21 protein-coding genes are annotated in these 25,947 nt (G+C 69.3%); 7 read left to right on the plus strand and 14 right to left on the minus strand.

Features of this window, described 5'->3' with window-relative positions; translation table 11 throughout:
• Positions 1–17 precede the first annotated feature (17 nt).
• The 6 genes from IU449_RS12810 to IU449_RS12835 all read right to left on the minus strand — a co-directional run bounded on the left by IU449_RS12810 (position 18) and on the right by IU449_RS12835 (position 6,089).
• On the minus strand, positions 18–1,481 hold the full coding sequence (locus tag IU449_RS12810; protein ID WP_195002006.1) for a peptide MFS transporter: 1,464 nt from the start codon (positions 1,479–1,481) through the stop codon (positions 18–20).
• Between the two features lie 248 nt (positions 1,482–1,729).
• Positions 1,730–2,677 carry a Ppx/GppA phosphatase family protein gene (locus IU449_RS12815; protein WP_195002007.1) on the minus strand — a complete coding sequence of 316 codons (948 nt, stop codon included), beginning with the start codon at positions 2,675–2,677 and terminating at the stop codon, positions 1,730–1,732.
• Between the two features lies 1 nt (position 2,678).
• Positions 2,679–3,197, minus strand: coding sequence for a DUF501 domain-containing protein (locus IU449_RS12820; RefSeq protein WP_195002008.1), 519 nt, complete (start codon positions 3,195–3,197; stop codon positions 2,679–2,681).
• Positions 3,194–3,856: an FtsB family cell division protein gene (locus tag IU449_RS12825; RefSeq protein WP_195002009.1), complete on the minus strand. Its 663-nt coding sequence runs from the start codon at positions 3,854–3,856 to the stop codon at positions 3,194–3,196. Before IU449_RS12825 ends, IU449_RS12820 begins: the two co-directional genes overlap by 4 nt.
• Before the next feature lie 15 nt (positions 3,857–3,871).
• On the minus strand, positions 3,872–5,158 hold the full coding sequence (gene eno, locus IU449_RS12830; protein ID WP_195002010.1) for a phosphopyruvate hydratase: 1,287 nt from the start codon (positions 5,156–5,158) through the stop codon (positions 3,872–3,874).
• 208 nt (positions 5,159–5,366) lie between these two features.
• Complete coding sequence (locus tag IU449_RS12835) at positions 5,367–6,089, minus strand: lytic murein transglycosylase (RefSeq protein WP_195002540.1); 723 nt, start codon at positions 6,087–6,089, stop codon at positions 5,367–5,369.
• Between the two features lie 236 nt (positions 6,090–6,325).
• Between IU449_RS12835 and IU449_RS12840 the strand changes: the two genes are divergently transcribed.
• The 5 genes from IU449_RS12840 (at position 6,326) to IU449_RS12860 (ending at position 12,759) form a co-directional block, all read left to right on the plus strand.
• Positions 6,326–7,537, plus strand: a complete 1,212-nt coding sequence (locus IU449_RS12840; protein WP_324188207.1) for a TauD/TfdA family dioxygenase — start codon at positions 6,326–6,328, stop codon at positions 7,535–7,537.
• Positions 7,509–8,519 carry an ornithine cyclodeaminase family protein gene (locus IU449_RS12845; RefSeq protein WP_195002012.1) on the plus strand — a complete coding sequence of 337 codons (1,011 nt, stop codon included), beginning with the start codon at positions 7,509–7,511 and terminating at the stop codon, positions 8,517–8,519. The genes IU449_RS12840 and IU449_RS12845 overlap by 29 nt, the downstream gene beginning before the upstream one ends.
• A gap of 302 nt (positions 8,520–8,821) precedes the next feature.
• Positions 8,822–10,135 (plus strand): alanine racemase, encoded by a 1,314-nt coding sequence (locus IU449_RS12850; protein ID WP_228804596.1) that lies wholly within the window; start codon positions 8,822–8,824, stop codon positions 10,133–10,135.
• A gap of 85 nt (positions 10,136–10,220) precedes the next feature.
• Entirely contained in the window at positions 10,221–11,255 is a 1,035-nt protein-coding gene (locus tag IU449_RS12855) for a PLP-dependent cysteine synthase family protein (RefSeq protein WP_195002013.1), read from the plus strand.
• A 106-nt stretch (positions 11,256–11,361) separates the two neighbouring features.
• Complete coding sequence (locus tag IU449_RS12860; protein ID WP_195002014.1) at positions 11,362–12,759, plus strand: MATE family efflux transporter; 1,398 nt, start codon at positions 11,362–11,364, stop codon at positions 12,757–12,759.
• Between the two features lie 22 nt (positions 12,760–12,781).
• On the opposite strand, the gene IU449_RS12865 is transcribed toward IU449_RS12860, so the two are convergent.
• Entirely contained in the window at positions 12,782–13,357 is a 576-nt protein-coding gene (locus IU449_RS12865; protein ID WP_195002015.1) for a TerD family protein, read from the minus strand.
• Positions 13,358–13,429: 72 nt separating this feature from the next.
• Positions 13,430–13,885: a hypothetical protein gene (locus tag IU449_RS12870; RefSeq protein WP_324188209.1), complete on the minus strand. Its 456-nt coding sequence runs from the start codon at positions 13,883–13,885 to the stop codon at positions 13,430–13,432.
• 374 nt (positions 13,886–14,259) lie between these two features.
• Between IU449_RS12870 and IU449_RS12875 the strand changes: the two genes are divergently transcribed.
• Positions 14,260–15,711, plus strand: a complete 1,452-nt coding sequence (locus IU449_RS12875) for a stealth family protein (RefSeq protein WP_195002016.1) — start codon at positions 14,260–14,262, stop codon at positions 15,709–15,711.
• On the opposite strand, the gene IU449_RS12880 is transcribed toward IU449_RS12875, so the two are convergent.
• From IU449_RS12880 to IU449_RS12895, 4 genes are all read right to left on the minus strand, one after another.
• Entirely contained in the window at positions 15,659–16,612 is a 954-nt protein-coding gene (locus IU449_RS12880; protein WP_195002017.1) for a phosphodiesterase, read from the minus strand. The genes IU449_RS12875 and IU449_RS12880 overlap by 53 nt on opposite strands.
• A gap of 261 nt (positions 16,613–16,873) precedes the next feature.
• Positions 16,874–17,503 (minus strand): MazG family protein, encoded by a 630-nt coding sequence (locus IU449_RS12885; RefSeq protein ID WP_228804601.1) that lies wholly within the window; start codon positions 17,501–17,503, stop codon positions 16,874–16,876.
• A 143-nt stretch (positions 17,504–17,646) separates the two neighbouring features.
• Positions 17,647–21,258, minus strand: a complete 3,612-nt coding sequence (mfd, locus tag IU449_RS12890; RefSeq protein WP_195002019.1) for a transcription-repair coupling factor — start codon at positions 21,256–21,258, stop codon at positions 17,647–17,649.
• Positions 21,259–21,685: 427 nt separating this feature from the next.
• Entirely contained in the window at positions 21,686–23,122 is a 1,437-nt protein-coding gene (locus tag IU449_RS12895; protein ID WP_195002020.1) for an amidase, read from the minus strand.
• Positions 23,123–23,258: 136 nt separating this feature from the next.
• Here IU449_RS12895 and IU449_RS12900 point away from each other — a divergent pair, with 136 nt between their 5' ends.
• Entirely contained in the window at positions 23,259–24,284 is a 1,026-nt protein-coding gene (locus IU449_RS12900; RefSeq protein WP_195002021.1) for a helix-turn-helix transcriptional regulator, read from the plus strand.
• A gap of 77 nt (positions 24,285–24,361) precedes the next feature.
• On the opposite strand, the gene IU449_RS12905 is transcribed toward IU449_RS12900, so the two are convergent.
• Both IU449_RS12905 and IU449_RS12910 read right to left on the minus strand, forming a co-directional pair.
• The gene (locus tag IU449_RS12905; protein WP_195002022.1) at positions 24,362–24,988 is read right to left on the minus strand and encodes a TetR/AcrR family transcriptional regulator; all 627 of its coding nucleotides are present in this window, start codon (positions 24,986–24,988) and stop codon (positions 24,362–24,364) included.
• Between the two features lie 185 nt (positions 24,989–25,173).
• Complete coding sequence (locus IU449_RS12910; protein WP_195002023.1) at positions 25,174–25,797, minus strand: TetR/AcrR family transcriptional regulator; 624 nt, start codon at positions 25,795–25,797, stop codon at positions 25,174–25,176.
• Between the last annotated feature and the right edge of the window lie 150 nt (positions 25,798–25,947).

Below are 25,947 nucleotides of genomic sequence, written 5' to 3' on the forward strand. Positions count from 1 at the left end.
CAACGCACTCCTCACTGCTACCGGACGCCGGCCATCGCGCGGCTGATCCACGGACCCACGGCGGCCACGAGCACCCCGACCCCGATCGCGACCGCGCCGACGACGCCGAAGTAGGCGGCCTCGTGGGCGGGATCGTAGAAACGGGCCAGAACACCGGACATAGATGTACCGATACCCACCGAGAAGAAATACAAAGCCATCATCTGCGCTCGGAATGCCTCGGGCGCCAGCTGGGTGGTGACCGCGAGCCCGATCGGGGACAGCAGCAGCTCCGAGACCGCGAATCCGCCCATGACCGCGAACACGAGCAGCGCGGGCACCGCGCCGTCGGCGAATCCGGCCAGCGGCACGAACGACAAGAAGGCCACGCCCATCCCCATCACTCCCAGCGCGAACTTGTTCGGGGTGCTCGGTGCGCGCTCGCCCAGGCGCGTCCACATCAGCGCGAACAGCGGCGACAACACGATGATCCACACCGGCTCCACCGAACCGATCCAGTTACTCGGGGCCGTCCAGCCGAGAACGGTCCAGTTCATCCGCTTGTCGGAGTACACGGCGAACACGGTGAAGATCTGCTGGAACAGCGACCAGAAGACGGCATTGGCGACGAACAGCGGCGCGAACGCGCGCACCCGGCTGCGTTCCAGCGCGGTGACGGTCGGGCTGCGCAGCATGACAACGAAGTAGCCGATCGAGACCGCCACGATGACGCCGGTGATCACCTCGGCCAGGTTGGCGAGCGAGACCAGACCGATCGACCAGGCCGCGACCGCCACCGACGTGGCCGCGGCCAGCGCGCCCATGATGGGGACGAACTGACGCCGCGGCATCGGATTGGGCACCTCCCGGCCCGCGGTGCCCAGGTTCCGGCGGAAGATCGCGTACTGGGTCAGGCCGAGGGTCATGCCGAGGGCGGCGGCGCCGAAGCCGTAATGGAAGCCCAGGTGGGTCTGCAGCAGGCCGGTGAGCAGCGGGCCGAGGAACGCGCCGAGGTTGATGCCGAGGTAGAAGAGGGTGAAGCCGCCGGCGATGCGGGCGTCTCCCGGGGCATAGAGGGTGCCGAGCAGGGAGGACGCGTTGGCTTTGAGGGCGCCGCTGCCGAGGGCGACCAGCGTCAGGCCGAGGCCGACGCCGGACAGGCCGGGCAGCACCGCCAGCGCCACGTGACCGGCGACCACGACGACGCCGCCGTAGAAGACGGTGCGTTCCATCCCCAGCAGCCGGTCGGCTGTCCAGCCGCCGAGCACGGTGGACAGGTAGACCAGACCGCCGTAGGCACCGACGATGCCGACAGCGGTGTCCTGCTCCATCCCGAGACCACCGTCGGTCACCGAGTAGTACAGGTAGTAACCCAGGATGGTGAGCATGCCGTAGAAGGAGAACCGCTCCCACAGCTCGACGCCGAACAGGTTGGCCAGCCCGACCGGGTGCCCGAACAACGTTCGCTCCCGCGCCACATCCGATCGGACGACTGAGGACATGGACCGACGATTTCACATGCCGGCTACCGACCAGCGATCACCACGCCGGAGAACGGAGCGAGCGTGTGCCCGCGATCGCCGGACGACCTCCCGGCGACCGGCCCATCGGACGGCCACCGATCCGGCGTCGGCAGTCCAGGCCGTGATCGGCCCGGGCGCCCTGAGGTCCGCGAACAACGGCGATGAACAGCCGGCGAGGGTCATGCTCCGAGGGCACGGCCCCACACCACCGCGGACAGCTGTGCGGGTCAGGCGATCGACAGGGCGATGCCGTCGAGGATGTCGTGTTCGCTGACGATCAGCGCGCCGATGTCCGCCCGGCGGGACAGTTCGTCGGCGAGCAGTTCGGTGATCACCGCGCCGCCGCCGATGACATCGACCCGGCCGGGATGAACCGGCCCCAGCGCCGCGCGCTCGTCATGGCTGAGCGAGACCAGGCGACGGCAGGTCTCGTGCACCTTGTCCAACGGCAGCTCGGCGAGATGGACCCGCTCGGCGTCGTATTCGGGCAGTTCGAGAGCGACCGCGGCCAGGGTGGTCATGGTGCCCGCCACGCCGACCCAGGTGTGGGCGCGCTCGAGCGGAATGGTGTCGAAAGCCTCGGCCAGACGCTCGGCGGCGAATTCCCGGCCCGCGGCGAGCTGCTCGGCGGTGGGCGGGTCGTCGTGCAGGCAACGTTCGGTGATGCGGACGCAGCCGATGTCGCAGGAGACGGCGAACTGGACGCCGTCGGCGTCACCGAACACCAGCTCGGTGGAGCCGCCGCCGAGGTCGACGACCACGAACGGGCCCGCGCTGCCGGACAATTCGCCGATGGCGCCGGTGAACGACAGCCTGGCCTCCTCGTCGCCGGTGATGACCTCGGCTTCGGCGCCGGGCACCGCGCGACCGAGTTCGGCGCGGGCCATGGCGAAGAAGTCCTCGCGATTGGCGGCGTCACGGGTGGCGGAGGTGGCGACCATGCGCACCCGGGTGACCCCGGTGTCGACCATCGCGTCGACGTAGTCGGCCAGCGCGGCGCGGGTGCGTTCGATCGCTTCGGGGGCGAACGCGCCGTTCGCGTCGACGCCCTGGCCGAGGCGCACGATGCGCATTTCGCGGTGCACGTCGGCGAGGCGGCCGTCGGGTTGCACGTCGGCGATCAGCAGCCGGATGGAGTTCGTGCCGCAATCGACCGCGGCGACCCTGTTCGACATGTCAAGCTCCATCCTTGCGCGGGTACTCCGGCCAGTCCGCCGGAACGACGGTGCCGCGCATACCGTGCTCGGCGGCCAGCGCGACCGACTCGTCGCCCAGCGGGTTCACCCCCGGCCCCTTGGCCAGCGAATGCGCGATCAGCACGTGCAGGCACTTGACCCGTTCGGGCATGCCGCCGCCGGTGAAATCCGTACCGAGGGATTCGATCTCGTCGCGCTCGGCCAGATAGCTCTCGTGCGCGGCGCGGTAGGCGGCGGCCAGTTCCGGGTCGGTGGCGAGGCGTTCGGTCATCTCGCGCATGACACCGGCCGATTCCTGCCTGCTCGCCTCGGCCGTCAGGCGCGGATCGGTCAGGTAGTACAGGGTCGGGAAGGGGGTGCCGTCGGGCAGCCGTGGCGCGGTCTTGACCACGGCGGGCACCCCGTCAGGGGTGCGGTAGGCGATGGCGAGCACGCCTCGGGGGGCGCGGCCGAGCTGCTCGGCGACGATCTCGAGGTCTCGGTCGGTCGGTGCGCTCACCGTGGTCCTTCCGGGGCGGGCGTGGGCGGCGGAACGGATCCGGCCGCCGGGGCGGGCGAGGGTGGGGCGGACTCGGCAGGCGGCGGCTCGGCGAGGGTGTGCCAGAGGTCGGTGTACCAGGGGTCCGGGGTCTTGGACTGGGTCGGACCCGACGGCCGCGGCGGGGCCTCGATGCCGGGCACCTGCACGATGTAGGGGGTCTCCCCCGGCATCACCAGGCGCAACCGGTCCTTGGCCTCGGAGCGGATGAAGGCCGGATCCTGCTGCTGCGCACGGCGATCGCGCAGGCGGGCCAGATCGGCTTCGAGCTCACGGCGCTCCTGGGCCAGTTCGGTGGCCTCGGAGCGCTGGCTGAAATAGGTGCGCATCGGCACCGACAAGGTCAACGCCAGCGCGCACACGACCATCGCGAGGATGATCGCCTTGCCGCGGGACAGTCCCAGGATCGTGTGTTCCTGCTTGTCGGCGGCCCGGCGCGCGGCGATCTTGCGGGGTTCGGCGCGCAACTTGTCCCCGGACTCGACCCGTTTGCGCGGGCGCGCGGCGGCCGGGCGGGCCGCCGCCTCGGCGTCCGGGCGGGGACGGGAACGAGCGGAACGCGACGTGCGGCGGTCACCGCGCCCTGCCGGGCTGGTCCCGCGCGCACGTCGCTCCGTCATGAAACTCCCCGGTCCTTACCCTTCGAACACGAACCGCGGGAAGGCGACGTCACCGGCGTAACGAGCGGAATCGCCGAGCGCGTCCTCGATACGCAGCAACTGGTTGTACTTGGCGACGCGCTCGGAGCGAGCGGGCGCACCGGTCTTGATCTGGCCGCTACCCACCGCCACGGCCAGGTCGGCGATGGTGGTGTCCTCGGTCTCGCCGGAACGGTGCGACATCATCGTCTTGTAGCCGCTACGGTGCGCGAGCTCGACGGCGTCGAGGGTCTCGGTCAGCGTGCCGATCTGGTTGACCTTCACCAGCAGCGCGTTGGCCGCGCCCTTGGCGATGCCGTCCTCGAGGCGCTCGGGGTTGGTGACGAACAGGTCGTCGCCGACCAGCTGGATCTTGTCGCCGATCTGATCGGTGAGCGCGACCCAGCCGTCCCAGTCGTCCTCCGACAGCGGGTCCTCGATGGAGACCAGCGGGTAGGCGGTGAGCAGCTCGGCGTAGAACTGCGCCATCTCCTCGGCGGAACGAACGGTGCCCTCGAACTTGTAGCCGCTGCCCGAGGTGTAGAACTCGGTGGCGGCGACGTCGAGCGCCAGCGCGACATCGGTGCCCAGCTTCAGGCCGGTCTTGGCGATCGCCTCGCCGATCAGGTCGAGCGCCTCACGGGTGCCCGCGACGTCGGGGGCGAAGCCGCCCTCGTCGCCCAGGCCGGTGGACAGGCCCTTCGACTTCAGCACGGCCTTCAGCGCGTGGTACACCTCCGCGCCCCAGCGCAGCGACTCCTTGAAGGTCGGCGCGCCGATGGGCGCGACCATGAACTCCTGGACGTCGACGCCGGTGTCGGCGTGCGCGCCACCGTTGAGGATGTTCATCATCGGGACGGGAAGCACGTGGGCGTTCGGACCGCCCAGGTAGCGGAACAGCTCCAGGCCCGAGGACTCCGCGGCCGCGCGCGCCACCGCGAGCGAGACGCCCAGCAGGGCGTTGGCGCCCAGACGCGACTTGTCGGGGGTGCCGTCAAGGTCGAGCAGAACCTGGTCGACGGTGCGCTGCTCGACCGCGTCCAGGCCGATGACGGCGGGCGCGATCTCGTCGAGGACGCCCTCGACAGCCTTGAGCACGCCCTTGCCGAGGTACCGGTCGCCGCCGTCACGCAGCTCGACGGCCTCGTGCTCGCCGGTGGAGGCGCCGGACGGCACCGCGGCCCTGGTCAGGGTGCCGTCGTCGAGGGCGATCTCGACCTCGACGGTGGGATTTCCGCGGGAATCCAGGATTTCGCGCGCTCCGACCTGTTCGATGATGGCCACGAAAACGACTCTCCTTCGGCTGCTGGCACGGTGGGTCTGACGGGGTTGAGCCGTGCGGTGCCGAGCCTAGCGCCCCGGCCGCGCACGAGGTAACCGGCACTCCGAGTCCCCCGAGATCACCGCCTCCCCCGCGCGCCCGCTCCCGCTCCGCGATCACCGAGTGTCGCCCCGCGCTCCCGGAACCGCCGCACGCCCGCCGAGCGCGAGTTCACACGCGGCGGCCGACGCTGTAGGCCGCGGCGCGGTGGCGGACGGTGTTCAGGTAGCTCGTCGACTGGTTGTAGGTGAGCACCGCCTGTTGCCAACCGCCCTTCGAGGTGAGGTCGCCACCGCTGACGCACAGATAGCGGGCGGCGGTCAGGGCGGCGTCGTCGATGCTCTGTGGATCGAGCACGCCGTCGCCGTTGGCGTCGACCGCCCAGCGCTGCCAGGTCTCCGGAATGAACTGCAGCGGCCCGACCGCCCGGTCGTGCACCGGGTCGCCGTCGAGGGCGCCGCCGTCGGTGTCGGCGATGGTCGCCACGCCGGGAGCGCCGTCCAGGGCGATGCCGATGATGGGCGGGCGCACCATGCCGTCGTCGTGGAGTTCGGCGTCGCGGTGGGTGCCGTGTCTGCTCTCCACGCTGGCGATGCCCGCCAGCGTGGTCCAGGCGATCCCGCATGCCGGCCGGGAGACCGCCATGACCGCCGCGGCGTAGCCGTAGGCCTCCAGCGCGACGGTCGGGATGCGCAGCGCGCCGGACTGCTCCTCGGCCCAGGTGCGCAGTTGCAGAGCGGCGCGCCCGGGCGCATCCACATCGATGACGGGCAGCGGCGTCCCCGGCCCCGGCGGGATGCCTTCCGGAATCGGCGGCTGACCCACACCGCATCCGGCGACCACGGCGGCCGTCAGTGCGGCTGTGACGATCAGAACGCCGGAATTCTTCGACAACACCCCTCAATGATGCCGATTTCGGCGGCCGACACCGTGACGCGCGTTCACAGACCGCTCGGTACGTCCGGCAAACGCCGCGACATGAGCCTCGAAGACCGTAGGCTTTCATGCGATTTCGCTCTTTTTCGGCGACATTATTAGGTAAGGCTTGCTTAAGCAGCGGTTACCGGATACCTTCGCATTCCATTCGCCACCACCGCTTTTCGGCCCGATGCGACGAAGGGATCCGCCAGGTGAAAAGCGTTCTCCCCGAACGTAAGACGCTTCACCCCTCGAACTTGGAACGCCGCGAGCTCTCCCCGGCCGCCGCGCACGCCGTGCGCGCGCTGGCCGACGAGATTTCCGACACACTGACCCGATTACCCGAGCTTCCCGAGCGCAGCCGGACACTCACCGATCCGGCGCTGATCGACCTGGTGGACGAACACCTCGGCGAACTGCCGGGGGAAGTGCGTGCCGCCGTCGGTCCCCCCGAGGGCACGGCCGGAGCGGCGATCCTCGGCACACTACCGGTATCCGAAGCGAAATTGGGTGCCACACCGCATGATTGGCGCGATGCCGCCCGGCAGGCGGGCAAGCCGGGGCATCGGGAATCGCTGAGCCTGGACATCGCGGTGCTGCTGCTGGCCCGGTGCGCGGGCGAGCCGTTCGGCTGGGCGGGGCAGCAGGCGGGCCGGTTGATCAACAACATCCTGCCCACCCCCGGCCACGAGCTCGAGCAGTCGGGGGCGAGCAGCAAGACGCTGCTCAGCCCGCACACCGAGGACGCCTTCCACCCGGATCGGGCGAATCTGCTGCTCCTGGCATGCCTGCGCAATCCCGATGCGGTCGGCACCACGGTGTCCTCGGTTCTGCTGACCGAACTCGCGGAGAGGGACCGGGCGCTGCTGGCCGCCCCGACGGTGCCGATCCTGCCGGATGTCTCCTACGGCGACGCCCACCTCGGCCACCCGGCCCCGCCTCTGCCGACGCTGTGGCACGAGGGCGGGAACGGCACGGACACAACGCATCCCACTCTGCGCTACGATCCCGCCTACACGCCGCTCGACGACGCGGACCCGGCCTTCCGCGCCGCCTACGCCCGCTTGGGCGCGGAGCTGGAACGGGTCTGCGTCACCGTCGCGCTGGCGCCGGGCGAACTGCTGCTGGTGGACAACGATGTCGCCGTGCACGGCCGGGTACCGTTCACCGCGCGATACGACGGCACCGACCGGTGGCTCAAGCGGGTCAACATCCGTGTGCCGGATCGCAAGCGCCGCAGGGCCGAAGCCGACGAGAATGGCTACGGGCAGCACACCGTTGCCCCCTTCGGACGAGCCCCCTCCGGACGAGCTTCCTTCGGACGAACCTCGTTCGGAGGAGCCCCGTTCGGGGCGCGGACGGGCCGGGCGGAAGCAGAGCGGGAAACGACACCTGATGGACGAGGACGCCGTGAACACTCGTGACCGAAGCACGCCGCTGCGCGTGCTCAGCCGCAGCGATCTGGCCGATGTGCCGATCACTCCGGGCGAGGTGGTCCGCGCCGTCGAGGACGCGTATCTGGCCTTCGCGGCCGGAGATTCGGACAACCCACGCAAGCTGAGCGTGGCGAATCCGGACGGCTGGTCGGTCGCCTACGCCATGCTCGGCCGCGACGGCAGGCGGCGGGTGGTCGCCATGAAGACCAGCTACAAGTTCGATCCGGGGCATGACCGCAGCACCAAGCGTTACTACACGACCATCACGCTCTACGACGACACCACCGGCGCGCCCATCGCCATGATGGACTGCGCGCGCGTCGGCGCCTTGCGCACGCCCGCGGTGTCGGCGCTGCTGGTGCGCGAGACCGTCCGGCGCGGCGCCGAGAGCGTGCTGCTGATCGGCACCGGAACACAGGGCCGCAACGCGCTGCCGCACCTGCTGGCGGCGAATCCGCACCTGCGCAAGCTGATGGTGTACGGCACCCACCCCGAAGGACTCGCGGCGGTGCATCGTCACCTGGCCGAATACGACCGGCAGGCGGTGCTCGAGACCGTCGACGATCCGCGGGCGGCGGCCGCGGTCGCGGACGTGGTGCTGGCCACGGCCGGGCCGGGTACCGAGGTCGCGATCGAGGCCGATGATCTCGCGCCCGGGTCGACCGCCGTGCTGGTCGGTTACGGACTCGCGCCCTCCGCGCTGGTGGAGGCCGACCGGGTGATCGCCACCAGCGCCGAGCAGATGCGCCTGACCGGCACCGACATGGCCGGGCCGGACGGCAGGCTGCGCGACGCCGACGCCGAACTGGCACGCATCCTCGACCGGCGCGCGGTCGGCCGGCGCGGCGACGAGGAGAAGATCTTCGTCTACAACAGCGGCCTGGTGCTCACCGATATCGCCGTCGCGCACGCCCTCGCCGAACTCGCCATCTCGCAGGGGCGCGGCACGGAGGTCGCGCTGTGGGACTAGAGACCGCCGTCGATCTCGCCACCGCCGAGGACATGGTCCTCTTCGAGGTCACCGAGGAGATGGTCCTCTTCGACGTCGATCCGGCCGATCGGGTGGCCGCGCCGCAGGCCGCCCACGACGAGCCGCCAACTCCGGAGCCGGAGCCGTTGCCCGATATGACCGAACCGCTGCCGATCCCGGGGTGGACGGTGCCCGCCGCCGCTCCCGAGACGACCGACGCATCGGTCGGCGAGACCGGCCCGCCGCCCACTCCCGCCGAGAGTGTGGCTGCGCCGGGCGAGACGGCGATCACGGCAGCTCCCATGCCCGCGCATCTGGACCCGTGGGAGCAGCGGGTGCTCACCGACCCGGATCTGTTGGGCGACATCGCTTTCGCGGTCGGTACTCCGTTCCACCTGATGTATCCGGCACGGGTGCGAGGCAATATCGCCGAGTTCCAGCAGGCCTTCGACCGGGCGGGCGTGGACGGCGTCGTCTACTACGGCAAGAAGGCCAACAAGGCGGCGTGTGTGGCACGGGCGTGCGCGGAGCAGGGCGCGGGCATCGATGTCTCCAGCGTCGGCGAGCTGACGGCGGCACTGGCGCACGGGGTGCGCGGTGACGAGCTGATGGTCACCGGCCCCGCCAAGTCCGCGGAGCTGCTGTGGCTGGCGGCGCGGCACGGCGCGTCGATCGCGATCGACGCGCTCGACGAACTGGATCGACTGCTGGACTCCGGGATCACGGCACGGGTACTCCTGCGCGCGCTGCCGGAGGGGTCGAGCAGTCGATTCGGCATGACCGGCGCGGAACTCGATCGGGCGGTCGAGCTGCTCGCCGGTGATACCGCGGTCCGCCTGGAAGGGTTCAGTTTCCACCTGTCCGGCTACGACGCGGCCGCTCGTGCGGTGCTGGCCGCCGAGCTGATCGGACGGTGTGTCCGGGCGCGCGAACTCGGCCACGCGATCACCACGCTGTCCATCGGCGGCGGATTCGGCGTGGACTATCTCTCCGCCGACGCCTGGGCCCGGTTCACCGCACAGGCCCGGGCGAGCTGGTTCCACGCGGGCACGTCCTTCGGCTCGTACTACCCGTATCACTTCCCGGTCCCCGGCGCGGCCATGCTCACGGCGATCCTGGCCCACCGCGGTCCGGGCGGCGACGATCTGGCGAAGACACTGCGCGACAACGGCATCCGTATGGCCGTCGAGCCGGGCCGGGCACTGCTCGCGCACGCGGGCAGCACGGTCTTCGGAGTGCGCGGCGCCAAGACCCGCCACGCGCACGGCAGTCCCTACCGGCTGCTGACCGTGGACGGCACCAGCCTGAGCCTGTCCGAACAGTGGTTCGACAGCGAATACCTGCCCGACCCGCTGCTGTGGCCGCCCCGCCGGGACACCCGCGAGACGCCGACCAGCGTCGGGGCCGCGACTTGCCTGGAATCGGACATGGTGAGCCGGCGACGCATCCCGCTGCCGCGCCCCGCCGAACCAGGCGACCTGCTGGTCTACCCGAATACCGCCGGCTACCAGATGGACTCCAACGAGTCCGCTTTCCACGATCTACCCCTCCCGCCGAAGGTCGTGCTGCACGAGACCGACGGCGACACGTTGCGCTGGGCTCTCGACGCCCGCTGAGCGCCCCACTGCCCCACGACCTGTCGGTCACCCTCGCGCGCCGATCAGCCGCGCCGTGACCGCCCCCTGTCCCGAGGAGACAGCCATGCCGCTCGTCACGCGTGTGACCGACCTGATCGGCCGCACCCCCTTGTTCGAACTCGCCGCCACCGGCTCCGGCACCCGGTTGCTGCTCAAACTCGAGCAGTTCAACCCGACCGGCGCGGCCAAGATCCGGATGGCGCGCGAGATGGTGCTCGATGCGGAGCGTCGCGGATTGCTGGAAGATGGCGGACATATCATCGAGTCCACGTCCGGCAACACCGGGCTCGGCCTGGCGGTGGTAGCCGCCGAACGTGGGTACCGCTTCACCGCGATAGTCGACCACCACGCCTGTAAGGACAAACTGCGCGCGATGCGAGCGATGGGTGCGGAGCTGGTGTACGTCGCCGACGACGGCGACGACAACCTGGCGACCTCGGCCAGGGAGGACCTGGCCGAGGCGATGGCGGCCGCGCAGGTGGGCGCCTACTTCACCGAGCAGCACAACAACGACGCCAACGCGATCGGCTACTACCCGGTCGCCGAGGAATTGCTGGAGGATGTCGAGCGGGTCGATATCCTGCTTTCGGCAGTCGGCACCGGAGGGTCGCTGTTCGGCACCGCGACCCGGCTGCGCGAACTGGGTTGCCCCCCGCGGGTGATCGGCGTGGAGCCGGTGGGCTCGATCGCCTTCGGCGGGCCGGGCGGTCCGTACTGGCAGTCCGGCACCGGCACGCCGCCGGGCGCGACCATCGGTACCGCCGTGGACTATTCGCTGCTCGACGAGGGCGTGAAGGTCTCCGATGTCGACGCCTTCGCCACCGCCCGCGCGGTCGCCGCGGAACTGGGCCTGATGATCGGCGGCTCGGCGGGCGGCTCGGTCTTCGTCGGCCTGGAACGGCTCGAGCAGTTCCCGCCGGGTTCGACGGTGGTCACCATCGTCTGCGACGGCGGCGAGAAGTACCTCGACACCGTCTTCGACGACCGCTGGATGGGCGAGCGCGGGTTGCTCGATCCGGCCGCCGAGGAACGGGTGCGCGCCATGGTGCGCCGGTACGCGCCCGCCGCCCGGCGAACCGACATGGCGGACGCCCGATGAGCAAGTGCGAAGAATCACGTTCTCGCAGCGGTGGCGATAACTTAGGGTTGGTTTACCTGAACTTCGATTCCGCATCGGATCCGGCCGTTCCCGACGAGGTGGGCACATGACTCTCGCAGCGTTCACCCCGGAGGGGCGCCGGTTGGCCGCGTTGGCCACGCCGATCGCGCTCACCCAGCTGGCGCAGGTCGCCGTCTCCACCACCAATATCGCGCTCATGGGAACGCTCGGCGTCCGCGAAGTCGCGGCGGGCGGTCTGGCGCTGGTGCTGTTCAACCAGATCCGCACCATGGGCGTCGGCCTGATCACCGGCACCGGCAATCGTGTCGCCGCGGCGGTCGGCGGCGCGAGCAAGCGGGGGGAATCGGCGGAGCGGGAGGTGCGCGAGATCGTGCGCGCCGGCATCCTCGTCGCCACCGTGGCCGGTCTGCTCGGCGGCGCGCTGCTGATCGGACTCGGCTGGTCGTTGCCGTGGCTCGGCCAGGACGCGGGCGTGCTCGCCGACGCGCGCCCGCTCATGGTCGCGCTCGCGCCCGGCCTGCTGCCGTGCCTGTGGTTCCAGGTGCTGCGCCAGTACACCGTCGGGATGCAGCGGCCGCAGGCCCTGCTGACGGTGACACTCGGCTCGATCGTGCTGAATCTGGTGCTCGCGCTGACCTTCATGCACGGCTGGGCGGGCCTGCCCGCGCTGGGCCTGACCGGCATCGGCGTCGCGACGTCGCTGGTCTTCCTGATCACTTTCGGCGTCTTCTGGGCGATGGTGCGGCGCGACGACGATCTGGCGCCGATGCTGTCGCTGCGGCCGTGGCCGGTCCGGCGCGCCACCGTCGCATCGGAGCTGCGGCTCGGCACACCGATCGCGCTGACCTACGGGTCCGAGGCGGGCATGTTCTCGGTGCTGGCGCTGGTCATGGGCACCCTCGGCCCGGCCGCGCTGGCCGCCCACAATGTCGTCTACCAGATCATCTACATCGTGTTCCAGGTCGCCATCGGTATCTCGCACGGCGCCTCCATCCTGGTCAGCCGGGCCGTGGCACGCGACGAGCACCGACTGGCTAGGGGATTGGCCTGGCTGGCGCTGCGTTACGCGGGCGTGGTCGCCGTGGTGACCGGCGCGGCGTACATGCTCGCGCCACAACTGGTACTGCGGCCGTTCCTGGCCGACGACGACATCGCCGGGCTGGAGGTCGCGCGCACCCTGCTGCTCATCGGGATCGTGCTGCAGTTCTTCGACGCCGCCCAGAACATCGGCACCGGCCTGCTGCGCGGATTGCAGGAGACCGGCGCGGGTTTCCGGCTCTCGGTGATCGGTTACTGGGGCGTCGGCCTGCCGAGCGCGCTGCTGCTCGCGCTGCCGCTGGGTCTGGGCGCGGCGGGTGTCTGGTGGGGTCTGACGGCAGGTCTCGCGGCGACCGCCGTGCTCATGCTGCGACGCTACTTCGCCCTGCTCGACGACCTGGCCCGGCCACGGCTGCGGCGGGTGCCGCAGACCATGACCGGGTAGTACCGCCGGAAAGCGCGTGGAATCAGACGTTCACGCCGTAGTCGCGGGCGATGCCGGCGAGACCGGAGGCGTAGCCCTGGCCGATGGCGCGGAACTTCCACTCGCCGTTGTGCCGGTAGAGCTCGCCGAAGATCATCGCGGTCTCGGTGGAGGCGTCCTCGGACAGGTCGTAGCGGGCCAGTTCGGCATTGCTGTTGAGATCGACGACGCGGATGGAGGCGTTGCGGATCTGCCCGAAGGACTGGCCCCGCGCGTCGGCGTCGTGGATGGAGACGGCGAAGAAGATGTTGGTGATCGACGGCGGGGTGGCCGCCAGATCGATATTGATCACCTCGTCGTCGCCGTCACCCTCACCGGTGAGGTTGTCACCGGTGTGCTCGATGGTGCCCTCCGGGGACCGCAGATTGTTGTAGAAGACGAAGTGCAGATCCGAGAGCACCTTCAGGTTGGGTCCGCATGCCAGGGCGCTGGCGTCGAGATCGTAGTCCGCACCGGTCGTGGTGCGCACATCCCAACCCAGGCCGACCGCGACCTTCGTCAGATTCGGGGCCTGCTTCGACAGCGAGACGTTGCCGCCCTTGGCCAGTGTGACGCTCATGATCCCCTTTCCGTCCGCGCATCCTCGCACGGAGTTTTTCGATGTGACAGATGTCGATCCGGGCTCGCCGAATCAGTCCGGGTTCGCGGCCCAGTCACGAAGCGTCGCGACCCGGCCCTTCAGCGCGTTCAGCTCGGACTCGTCGAGCACGGTGCGCTGGATACCCTGTGCCACCGAGAACGCCGACTGCCGATGATCGTCGATCACGGCCACATCCAACTGAACAGCGACGTAATCTTGCGCAGCGGGCATCTCCTCGGCGATCACCTTCGCCTCGCCCCGCGCGCACAACGCCACATCCCCGCCCCCGAGGATCAGCAGAGCGACCTCCGGCCGTTCCCGCAACCGCGCCAGCGAACCCCGATCGGACTTCAGCGAGATCAGGATGCGACGCTCACCCGCGCGTACCGGCCAGGACACCGGGATCGCGTGCGGCGCAGGATCGGTCGTGACGAGCACGGCGATGGTCTCCTGCGGCCACTCCGGGAGCACATCCAATTCGGGATGATCCGATATCAACTGCGTCACCTCGTGGGATCGTCGTGCGCGGCGGGCTGTGCCGACAGTGCCAGTCTAGGTCGATGGCTACGCGCGTGCTGGCGCATCGGAACTCGTACGCCGCTCCCGAGCGATCGGCACTACCACACCACAGGGTGATCCGACGGCGAACCGTCGCGATTGACGGACTCTGCTCACCGGTGCATCATTCGTAGTCGACGCCCTGTTCACCGGGCGTTCGTTCGAATGCTGGCCGATGGCTGTCCGGCTTTTTGCGTGCTGTTTTCCCTGCCGCGCTCGAGCCGCCCACCCTCGTTCCGCGCCGGCCGGAAAGACCGCACTCCCCCGTCGACGACGCTGTGTCCGTGCGACGCGCGTCCAACCGTGAGTGAGGTGAGAACGACATGGTGTACCGACCGTCGGGAGCACAGGGTCCGACCGGCCCCGTAGCGGGCAATCTCGTGTATTCGCAAGCGGTGGTGGCGGATCTGATCTGGCTGCGCGAGCAGTTCGACGCCGCGGGCGTGCCGTTCCTGCTGATACGCGACCGGGACCACCGGCTGATCCTGGCCGCCGACGCATCTCACCGGGAGATCACCGACCGGCTGACCGCGGCCGCGCAGGCCGCCGGCTTCCTCTGCGACACCGTGTCCTGCGGGGTACTGCGCCTCGGCCGCGATCTCGACCCGGCCCACCACATCGAGCTGGAACTGTGGGAGTACCACGGCGACACCGTGTCCTGCCCGCGCCCGAACGCCCTGACCCGCACCGTATTCGACCTGGCCGATGTGGAGTTCGCCGACATCTCCCTGTTCGATCACCAGTGGCCCACGCTGGCGGGCATGTTCGCACCGCACGCCGGCGACGTCGATTTCGACATCGACATCGTGTTCTCCTGGGTGGACGGCTCCGATCCGGAATTGCGCGCCCGCCGGGCCGGAATGATGGCGCAGGTGGTCGTCGGCGAGGGCGACGACGCCGATGCCAGGATCCGCCAGATCGACGAACTCCGTTTCGCACTGCGCTCCGTGCACAAGAACGCGCCGTGGATCCGGCGCATCTTCATCGCCACCGATTCCCGCCCGCCCGCCTGGCTGGCCGAGCACCCGAAGGTGACGATCGTGCGCGCGGTCGACCACTTCGCCGACGTCTCCGGCCTGCCCACCTTCAATTCCCATGCCGTCGAGAGCCAGCTACAGCACATCGACGGGCTCAGCGAGTATTTCCTCTACTCCAACGACGACATGTTCATCGCCCGCCCGGTGCGGCCGTCGATGTTCTTCACTCCCGGCGGCATCAGTCGTTTCGTGGAGGCCGATCTGCGCATCGGGCCGGGGGTGAGCAACGAGCGGCGCAGCGGCTACGAGAACGCGGCCAGAGTGAACCGGGCGCTGCTGGCGGAGCGGTTCGGCCACCTGATCACCCGCCATCTCGAGCACACGCCGGTCCCGTTGCGGCGCAGTGTGCTGCGTGAGATGGAAGCGCGCTTCCCCGAGGATTTCGCCCGCACCAGCCACAGCCGATTCCGCTCCGCCACCGACATCTCGGTGACCAACTCGCTCTACCACTACTATGCGCTGTTCACCGGCCGCGCGGTGCCGCAGGAGACCGTGCGCTTCCGCTATGTCGACACCACCCTGCGCCGCGGCCTGGCCCTGCTCGACGATCTCGCCGAACGCCGCGATCTGGACTTCTTCTGCCTCAACGACAGCAGTTTCCCGGAGATCCCGGAATCGGAACGGGTGCGCGAGGTCTCGCGGTTCCTCGCGGACTACTTCCCGGATCCGGCGCCGTGGGAGCGCGTCAGCGAACCGGCTCGTCACCAGCGTGTGGAGCCGACTGCCGGCGCCGCATAACCTGCGGGATGCGGGCCGCCGGGGCGATCACGATGCCCTCGGCGGCCAGCCGCGCCGCCGCCTGCTCCGGCGTGGCGGGCTCGCCGACGGTCGCGCCCGCCTCGATCGACACCACCGAATGCATGACCGTGTCCGGGTAGACGTGCACGAAGTTGAACGCCTGGGCGCCGTCGCGACCGCGGAGGCCGCCCTCGGCGACCGACAGGTCCTGGGTGTAGCAGCTGGCCGAAGCCACCGAGACCGGGATGCCCGCGAAGGTGGCGAAGGTCGAGAAGTGCACGTGCCCGGCCAGAATGGCGCGCACATCGGTGCCGCGTAGTGCCTTCGCGAGTCTGCGCTGTTCGCGCAACTCCACGGTGACGGCCAGGTCGAGCAGGCACGGCACCGGCGGATGGTGCATCGCGAGAATGGTGCCGAACGGGGCCGGCTCGGCGAGCACCTCGCGCAGCCAGTCCAACTGCGCGTCGGTGATCTCGCCGTGGTGGTGGCCGGGCACGGTGGTGTCCAGCGCGATGACCCGCAGCCCGTCGAACATGTGCACCTGGTCGAACGGCGCTCCGGTGGGCGGTTCGTCGAGCAGGCGCCTGCGCAGCGTGCGCCGGTCGTCGTGATTGCCCATCACCCACACCACCGGCGCGCCCACCCGCCGCGCGAACGGCTCGACCAGTGCCCGCAGCTTGTCGTAGGCGTCCGGCTCACCCTGGTCGACCAGATCACCGGTGAACACGATCGCGGTGGGCCTGATCCGGCTCGCCTGCGCGTGCGCGAGCAGCTCGCGCAACCGCTGGTCGGCATCCACCGCGCCGTACAGGTCGCCGTCACCGGCGATCAGATGCGTATCACTGAAATGGAACAGTACGTGGTCCGGACGCGGATACTCCGCGACTCTGTCGATCGGCACCGGACTGGCACCCCTCCCGGTGGAACCACCACCGTCGGTTTCGGGAATCTGACGCCAGAATATCGAAGCCGAGTCGCGGGTGGGCCATCAGCACGGTGACGGGTCGGTGACTCGGCGGGCATCAGCGGTGGCCCCGCCCCGCGCCCATCCCGCCGAAAGCTCGCGCGTCCCTCCATTCCGCCGCGCCTGAGCTCTGTAGTAGCCGTGAACGATCGAGCGCGCATGGACCGACCTTGCGCCGCCCGGTTGGCAGGGCGCGGGCTATCGCAGATAGCGGCGCCAATCGTCTCCGGTGAGGGGCGCGCGTTCGCCGCGTTCGGCTTCGGCGGCATCCTCGGCGGCGCGGATGCTCGCGGCGAAGGCGAGGACGGCTTTGCGGAGGCGTTCCTCGGCGCTGTCGGGACCGCCGAGGTGGACCACGCGCAGCTCGGCGGGGACCAGGTCGGCGGGCAGCCCGGCCGTTCGGCTGCGGGAGATCACCTTCTCGGCCAGCGCCAAGGCGGGCTGGGCGAGGGCGATGCCGTCCAGACAGGAGCGGCGGGTCTTCTCCGCGGATTTGCGTTCCTGCCAGGCGCGTTCCTGGGCTTCGATTTTCTCCTCGATCGAGGCGTCCGGGTCGATGACCGAGTCGAGCAGATGCGGGCTGCGGTTGACCAGTTTCGCGACCAGGGCGGCGGCGACATCGTGGACGGTGAATTCGCCCGCGGCTTCGGCGATCCGGGAGTGGAAGAGCACCTGGAGCAACAGGTCGCCGAGTTCCTCCTTGATGGTCTCGGCGTCGTTCTCCCCGATGGCGTCGAGCAGTTCGTAGGTCTCCTCGAGCAGGTAGGGACGCAGCGAGTCGTGGGTCTGGGTGATCTCCCAGCCGCCGAAGCGCCACAGCCGATCCATCACCTCGACCGCGCCGGTGAGCCCGGCCGATACCAGGTCCACGTCGGCGGCGTTGTCGGGTTCGGTGGGGCTGTCGGGCTCGGTGGAGTTCCGGGGTGCAGCGGTGCCCGGGTCTGCGGCGGAACCGTGCGGCTGAGCAGCGCTCATCGGGCGGCCGCGACCTCGGTCGCCACGCTCATATCGACCGCGCCCTTGGCCTTTCCGTCCAACGCCAGCAACAGGTCGGCGACGAACTGCAGCAGGGTCACGTCGCGTACCCGATCGGCGCCGACGCTGTCCTCCACGCGCGGCAACGGCAACTGCACGACGCCGCTGGCCGCCTTGTAGGTGGCCGTCGGATAGATCCGCTTGAGCCGCAATTGTTTCGAGTCGGGCAGGTTCAGCAGCGGGGAGATCTTCACCGTTGTGCCGGTGACGGCGATCTCGGTGACGCCGTACTCCCTGGCCAGCAGGCGCAGCTTGGCCACCGACACCAGGCGGCCGACCTCCACAGGCAGCGGGCCGTAGCGGTCGACGAGTTCCTCGACCACCGCGGCCAGTCCCGAATCGTCCTGCGCCGCCGCGAGTTTGCGGTACGCCTCCAGCCGCAGACGGTCGCTGGCGATGTAGTCGGGCGGGATGTGCGCGTCGACGGGCAGGTCGATGCGCACCTCCTTGACCTCCTCGGTGGTGATCGGCTTGCCGTCGGCGGCCGCGCGGTAGGCTTCCACGGCCTCGCCGACCAGTCGCACGTACAGGTCGAAGCCGACGCCCGCGACGTGGCCGGACTGCTCGGCGCCGAGCACATTGCCCGCGCCGCGGATCTCGAGGTCCTTCATCGCCACGGCCATGCCCGCGCCGAGGTCGGAGTTCTGCGCGATGGTGGCCAGGCGGTCGTAGGCGGTCTCGGTGAGCGGCTTCTCCGGCGGGTAGAGGAAGTAGGCGTAGCCGCGTTCGCGCGAGCGTCCCACACGACCGCGCAACTGGTGCAGCTGGGACAGGCCCAGGCTGTCGGCGCGCTCCACGATCAGCGTATTGGCATTGGAGATGTCCAGGCCGGTCTCGATGATCGTCGTACACACCAGCACGTCGAACTCGCGCTCCCAGAACCCCTGCACGGTGCGTTCGAGGGTGTCCTCGTTCATCTGGCCGTGCGCGACCACCACCCGCGCCTCGGGCACCATGTCACGAATCTTCTTGGCCGCCTTGTCGATCGAGGACACCCGGTTGTGCACGTAGAACACCTGGCCGTCGCGCAGCAATTCGCGGCGGATGGCGGCGGTGACCTGCTTGTCGTTGTAGGCGCCGACGTAGGTGAGCACCGGGTGGCGTTCCTCCGGCGGGGTGAGAATCGTCGACATCTCGCGGATGCCCGCCAGGCTCATCTCCAGGGTGCGCGGGATCGGGGTGGCCGACATGGTGAGCACGTCGACGTGGGTGCGCAGCGCCTTGATGTGCTCCTTGTGCTCCACGCCGAAACGCTGCTCCTCGTCGACGACGACCAGACCGAGGTTCTTCCAGCGCACCCCGGTCTGCAACAGCCGGTGCGTGCCGACCACGATGTCGACCTCGCCGTCGGCCATGCCCCGCAGCACCTCGCGGGACTCGGCCGGATCGGTGAAGCGCGACAGCCCCTTCACGGTGACCGGGAAGCCCGCGACCCGTTCGGTGAAGGTCTGCAGATGCTGCTGGGCGAGCAGCGTGGTCGGGACGAGCACGACGACCTGCTTGCCGTCCTGCACCGCCTTGAACGCCGCGCGCACCGCGATCTCGGTCTTGCCGTAGCCGACGTCGCCGCAGACCACGCGGTCCATCGGCACCGGCTTCTCCATGTCCGCCTTGACGTCGGCGATGGCGGTCATCTGGTCGACGGTCTCGGTGAAGGCGAAGGCGTCCTCCATCTCCTTCTGCCACGGGGTGTCCGGGCCGAAGGCGTGCCCCGGCGCGGCCTGGCGGGCGGCGTAGAGCTGCACCAGTTCGCCCGCGATCTCGCGAACGGCTTTGCGCGCCTTGCGTTTCGTGTTGGCCCAGTCCGAACCGCCGAGCTTGGACAGGCTCGGCATCTCACCGCCGACGTAGCGGGAGAGCTGGTCGAGCGATTCCATCGGCACGAACAGCCGGTCGCCGGGCTGACCGCGCTTGCTCGGCGCGTACTCGATGACCAGGTACTCCCGGCGCGCGCCGCCGACGGTGCGCTCGATCATCTCCACGAACTTGCCGATGCCGTGCTGGTCGTGGACCACCATGTCGCCGGCGTTGAGAGCGAGTGGATCGACCTGGTTGCGGCGCTTGGCGGGCAGGCGCTTGCCCTCGCCGGGCGCGGTGACACGGTTGCCGGTCAGATCGGATTCGGCGACGACCACCAGATTCGCGTCGTCGAAGATCACGCCGTCGTGCAGTGACCCGCACAACACACCGACCACACCTGGCTCGGGTTCGGCGCCCGCCGCCAGCGAGGCGGCGGGCACCTCGGCATCGGCCAGACGCTCGGAGACGCGCTGGGCGGTGCCGTGACCGGCGACCACCACCACCGCCCGGCCACCGGTGGTCACGTGGGCGCGCAGCGAGGCGAAGATGGTGGCGACCAGTTCCTCGGAACCACGCGCTGTCGGGGCCTGCTGCACCGGCAGCACCACCTCGGCCGGATCGCCGGAAGCCAGCGGGCTCAGCGACCACCAGGGCAGTTCGTGTCTGTGCGCGTCTTCGGCGATCTGCGACAGCGGGCGATACGACGACGCGGCGAGGTCCAGACCGCCCGCGCCCAGCGGCGCGTCCGCACCGAAGGAGGCCGCCGTCCAGGAGGCCTCCAGGAACTCCGCGCCGGTGCGCACCAGGTCGGCCGCGCGGGTGCGGATCTTCTCCGGATCACACAGCAACACGTGGGTGCCCTCGGGCAGCAGTTCGGTGAGCAGCCGCAGCTCACCGGGTTGCAGCACCGGAAGCAGGGCCTCCATGCCCTCCACCGGGATGCCCTGGGCGAGCTTGTCGAGCATCTCCACCAAGGCCGCGTCGGCCGCGTTCTCCGCGGCGACGTCGGCGGCGCGTGCGCGCACCTGCTCGGTCAGCAGCAGCTCACGGCACGGGGTGGCGACCACCACACCGGTCTCGACATCGGTCAGCGACCGCTGGTCGGCGACCGAGAAGGCGCGCACCTGCGTCACCTCGTCGCCCCAGAACTCCACGCGCACAGGGTGATCCGCGGTCGGCGGGAACAGGTCCAGGATGCCGCCGCGCACCGCGAACTCGCCGCGCTTGCCGACCATGTCCACCCGGGTGTAGGCGAACTCGACCAGCCGCACCAGCAGGTCGTCGAAGTCCAGTTCGGCGCCCTCGCGCAGCACGATCGGCTCGATGTCGCCCAACCCCGCCGCCATCGGCTGCATGAGCGAGCGGACCGTGGTCACCACCACCCGCAGCGGCGGGAACTCGGTGTCCTCGGGATGGGCCAGTCTGCGCATGACCTCCAGCCGCCTGCCCACGGTGTCCGCGCCGGGCGAGAGCCGCTCGTGCGGCAGCGTTTCCCAGGAGGGGAACTGCGCCACCGTGTGACCGAGCATCTCGGTCAGCTCCACGGTGAGATCGTCGGCCTCGCGCCCGCTGGCGGTGACAACGACGACGGGCCGCTTGCGCGCCAGTGTCGCCGCGACGAACGACCGGGCCGCCGCGGGCGCCACCATATCGACCGACGACGTTCCGACCAGTTCGGAAACGGTGCGCAACGCGGCGTCGGCACCGGCCACCGCGGCCAGTCCGGCGAGTGGTGGACGAGAGGACATCAACGACTCCTGAATCCGGGTCGGGCGCTCAGCACAGCTCACCGAGTCTAATCACCACCGTTGTTCAGCGATTCTTCCGCCCCGCAGGGCCCACTTGCGACCAGCCGTACTCGGTGGCGACGCGGCGCCGGCCTTCCGGATCCGGTTCGACGAGACATGAGGCGGCGCTGATCCCGAGGGCGGCGGCCTCGGCCTGGTAGCCGGGGCTCGACCACCCCGTGGCGAGAGCGATAGACCCGCCTCGGGTCGAGCGCTCGAACATCGACCGGCCGAGCTCGCCGCCCACGAGATCCCACACATAGCGGCGGGGCCGTGCGGCGATTCCCGGAAGTAGGAGAGCTTCGGCCGACACGCTGACGGGCAGGCCGATACGGCGGCTCGAGAAACGTCGCGGCCCGCATCCAGGCTTATCAGGGCGCCGCACGCATCACAGCAGCGTGGTCACATGGACATCGGGACGTCGACCGGCCCACGGCAGGGCGTTCTCGAGTTCCGCCGATACGCGCAGCAGCATCGCCTCCGAGCACATGGGTCCGGCCAACTGGACACCGATCGGCAAGCCCTGTGCCGACTGCGCGAGCGGCAGACTGATCGCGGGGGTGCCGGTCGCGTTGAACAACGGGGTGAACGAGCAGGTGTCGAAGATCTGCTTGGTCCACTCCACGGCGGTCAGATCGGCGTTCGCGTTCAGCTGACCCAGCGGGACCGACGGGGAGTTGGTGGTCGGAGTCAGCAACACATCGTATTCGGTGAAGAACCGACCCACCGCACGCGATACCGCGTTGATCGTCGCGTTGGCCATGCCGAGTTCCACCGCGGTGACCCGACGGCCGTATCGGACGCATTCCCACGTGGTCCGCTCGAGATTGTCCGGACCGGCGAGGATGCCTGTCATGGCCTCGACGCCGGCGACCGATTCGGCCAGGAATGCCGACCAGATCACCACGTGAGCCTCGAGCAGCTGCCCCCAATCGAAGATCGGTGTAGCGCGATCGACGTGGTGACCCGCGGCATCGAGAGTGGCTGCCACCGAGTCGACGGCGGCGGCGACCTCCGGATCGACGTAGGCGCCCGCCCACGACTCGGTGTGGACAGCGATCCGCAGCCGGCCCGGATCGGCACCGACCTCGTCGATCCACGGACGGCTGGGGGGAGCGATGACGAAGCGATCGCCGGGATAGGTCACCGCCACCTCGTCGAGCAGCGCGGCAGTGTCCCGGACCGAGCGAGTCACCGCGAATTCCATCGCGAACCCGCTCAACGCGTCTCCCAGGTCGGGGCCGAGCGGCACTCGACCACGGCTTGGCTTGAGGCCGATCAGTCCGTTGCAGGCGGCCGGAATACGGATCGAGCCCCCACCGTCATTCGCGTGAGCGATCGGGATCGCACCTGAGGCGACGAGCGCGGCCGAACCACCACTCGATCCTCCCGCGCTGTAGCCGAGATTCCACGGATTCCGCGTCGGGCCATAGGCGAGGGCCTCGGTAGTGGCATTGAAACCGAACTCGGGCGTCGTGGAGACTGCGAGTGTCGCGAGACCGGCGGCGCGGAAGCGTTCCATCAGATGGGTGTCGGCGGGCGGGCGCACTCCGTCGCCCAGCATGCGGGTACCCATCCGCGTCGGTACGCCCTCGGCATGGCACACCAGATCCTTGATCACGAACGGCACACCGGCGAACCGACCGTCCTCGGCGTAGTCGAGGGGCTTCTCGAACGGTCCCGTCGCTATGGCATTGAGCTTGTCGTCGACCGCGGTGAGCGCCTTCGTGGCGATAGCGGCAACTTCGCCGGCGGTCACCTCGCCCGCAGCGATCACCTCAGCCATTCCGGTCGCATCAAGGGCTGCGTACTCATCGATGTTCACGGATGATTCTCCTCTATGTTGGGGGGCGGTCACCCACTCGGCATGATTCGCGGTCGATAGTGCCCGCCTGTGTCGTGGACCACATCGGCCGAACGGCCGATACCGCGGGTACACTGCGGCCGGCACGGGAGGTCATGTGGCGAACAGCATGCGGTGGTGGACTCGGTTCGCGGCCGAGGTGCGCGCGGCGGCACACGGTGACCTGCCGGTCGATCGGCCCATCCGCACCGCACGCGACGGGTTGGGCTTCGACTGCGCCGCGCTCGTGGGACGCGGAACCGGCGGTGCGGATCGCGGCCAGCCGGTACTCGTCAACATCGACTATCCACGTGATGTCGTCGAGTTCATCACCACGACCTACGCCCGTAGCTGCCCCGGCCACAGCTACGCGCTGAAGCACCCCGTTGCCCTGCGGTTCATCGACCTTCCGTTCGACTTTCGGTCGACACGGACCTATCGGGAGGCGCTGCAACCGAACGGTTTCCATGAGGGCTTGACGTTGCCGTTGGCCGTCGACGCGGGTGGCGCGGTGCGCCCCGGGTTCGTCGCGATGAGCTCGACGCACGCCCGTCCACTCGATGATGACGCTCGATTGGCGCTGACGGTGCTGTCGAGCGAGCTTGCCGGACTGCTCGATCCGGGTGCCGACACCGACGACTCCCCGGCCGAACTCGTCGCCTGGGTGACGGGAGACTCGGTCGACGTTCGGGTCGGAACGCTGGACGGTGCTGTGCTGTCGACCACGGATCTGAGTCGACTGGCTCGCCTCGTGGTGACCGACGGCGCCGTTCGGACCGGCCTCCATCAGCGCGGTGCCGATGGGCAGTGGTGGCGCGTGCGCGTCGTCGCCAGGTCGGGTGCCGCACTGGTCAGGATCGGCCGAGCCGACGTTTTCGGCGGCCTCACCGCCCGTGAACTCGATGTCGTCGGCCTCGTCGCCCGGGGCTGGCCGAATGAGCAGATCTCCGAAGCGCTGGGCATTTCGGTCCGCACCACGCGCAGCCACATCGAGTCGGCGTTGAACAAGATCGAAGCACCCAATCGCACGGCGCTGGCCCGCGCCGCGTTCGAGCACGACCTCGACAGTTTCGACGCCCTGCGGTGCGCGGCGGAGTCGACGCGATTCCCCAGCCGATCCCCCGCCTCGACGGATTTCGGATAGGCCATCGCCCAGGCGGCCTCGTCCGTGTCTGGTTCCTCAGCCGTTCGATCGATGACCTACGGCACGTAGCGGCGCAGTCAACGGGCCGCGAATTCCCTGAAGTACGAGAGCTTTTCGGGCGGCACGATGGCGGGCAGCAGGAAGTACCAGGCCCGTTCCATCCGTGCCGCCATCTGATCGATCGACTCGGTACCCACCGCGACGATGTGGACGCCCGAGGCGATCTCGTGCAACAGCATCCCGACCGTCTCCGGGTCGAGATCGGCTTCCAGGTCACCCTGGGCGATGGCGCGCTCGGCGAGCAACTGATAGGTCTCGGCCCAGTTCTTGGAGACGTTGTCGCCTTGGGCGCCCTTGTAATCGCCGATCTGGTGGGTCAGCTTGAGCATGGCGCCGACCATCGGGTCGTTCATCGACAGATCGGCGACGACATAGGTGATCCCGATACACGCTTCCAGCGCGGGCACCCTGGTGTCGAAGAAACCCTGACAGGAGCTGATCAGTCGCTCGTTGCCCTGGTCGACCACGGCACGCGCCAGTTCTTCCTTCGAGCCGAAGTGAAAGTACAAGGCGCCCTTGGTCACATTGGACTGCGCGATGATCTCGCTGAGGCTCGCGTTGGCGTAGCCCAACCGTAAGAAGACATCGGCAGCACCCGCGAGGACGGAATCACGGGTGATCTCCGCACGCGCTTGCCTAGCCATCAGATCCGCCTGTCATCACTGAATCCAGCCATCCTGAAGTAGACCGACATCCTGAACTACGACCGACATACCGCCCGAACAGCACCCAGAGGTTGGGAGAACCGTACCACCAGGTGGCCGACGGTCGACCAATTCGAGCATCCGTCCGGAGATGCACTGCAATCCGCTGGTTACCACCGACGACCTCAGTCCGCCGCGGCTCCGGTCGGCCATTCCGAATCCAACTGGGGGTCGGACTCGAGGCCGCTCAGACCGTTCCAGCACAGATTCACCAGGTGCGCGGCGACCACTTCCTTGGAAGGTTCACGCACGTCCAGCCACCAGGTCGCGGCGGTGGAGACCATACCGACCAGCGCTTGGGCGTAGAGCGTGGCGAGGCCGGGATCGAGGTCGCGACGGCCGAAGTCACCGGCCAGGATGTGGGCGACCTCGTTGACCGCTTCGTTGAGCAGGCTCGAATAGCGGCTCTCCTCGCCGGTGCCGGTGCCTGCCTGGTCGCGGACCAGGATGCGGAAGCCGTCGGTGCGCTCCTCGATATAGGTGAGCAGCGCCAGCGCGACCTGTTCCAGACGCACCCGCGAGCGGTTGCGGGTGAGCGAGGAGGTGATCATCTCCAGCAGCATCGACATCTCGCGGTCGACCACGACCGCGTATAAGCCCTCTTTACCGCCGAAGTGTTCGTACACCACAGGTTTGGACACCTGGGCGCGCTGGGCGATCTCCTCCACCGAGGTGGCGTCGTACCCGCGTTCGGCGAACAGCGAACGACCGATCTCGATCAGTTGCTGGCGCCGCTGGGTTCCCGTCATCCGTGGGCGCGGCACCCGGTTCGGTTCACCCGACGACACTGGTCCGCCTCTCACGTGTCATGACCGGACGGCGAGGTCACCGGTCGCGATTCCACTCGTCGCGCACCGGGAACGATGCGGCACATGCCCCCGGCGCCTCGGCGTCGACCC

It is taken from the genome of Nocardia higoensis, from assembly GCF_015477835.1.
Taxonomy (GTDB): Bacteria; Actinomycetota; Actinomycetes; order Mycobacteriales; family Mycobacteriaceae; genus Nocardia; species Nocardia higoensis_A.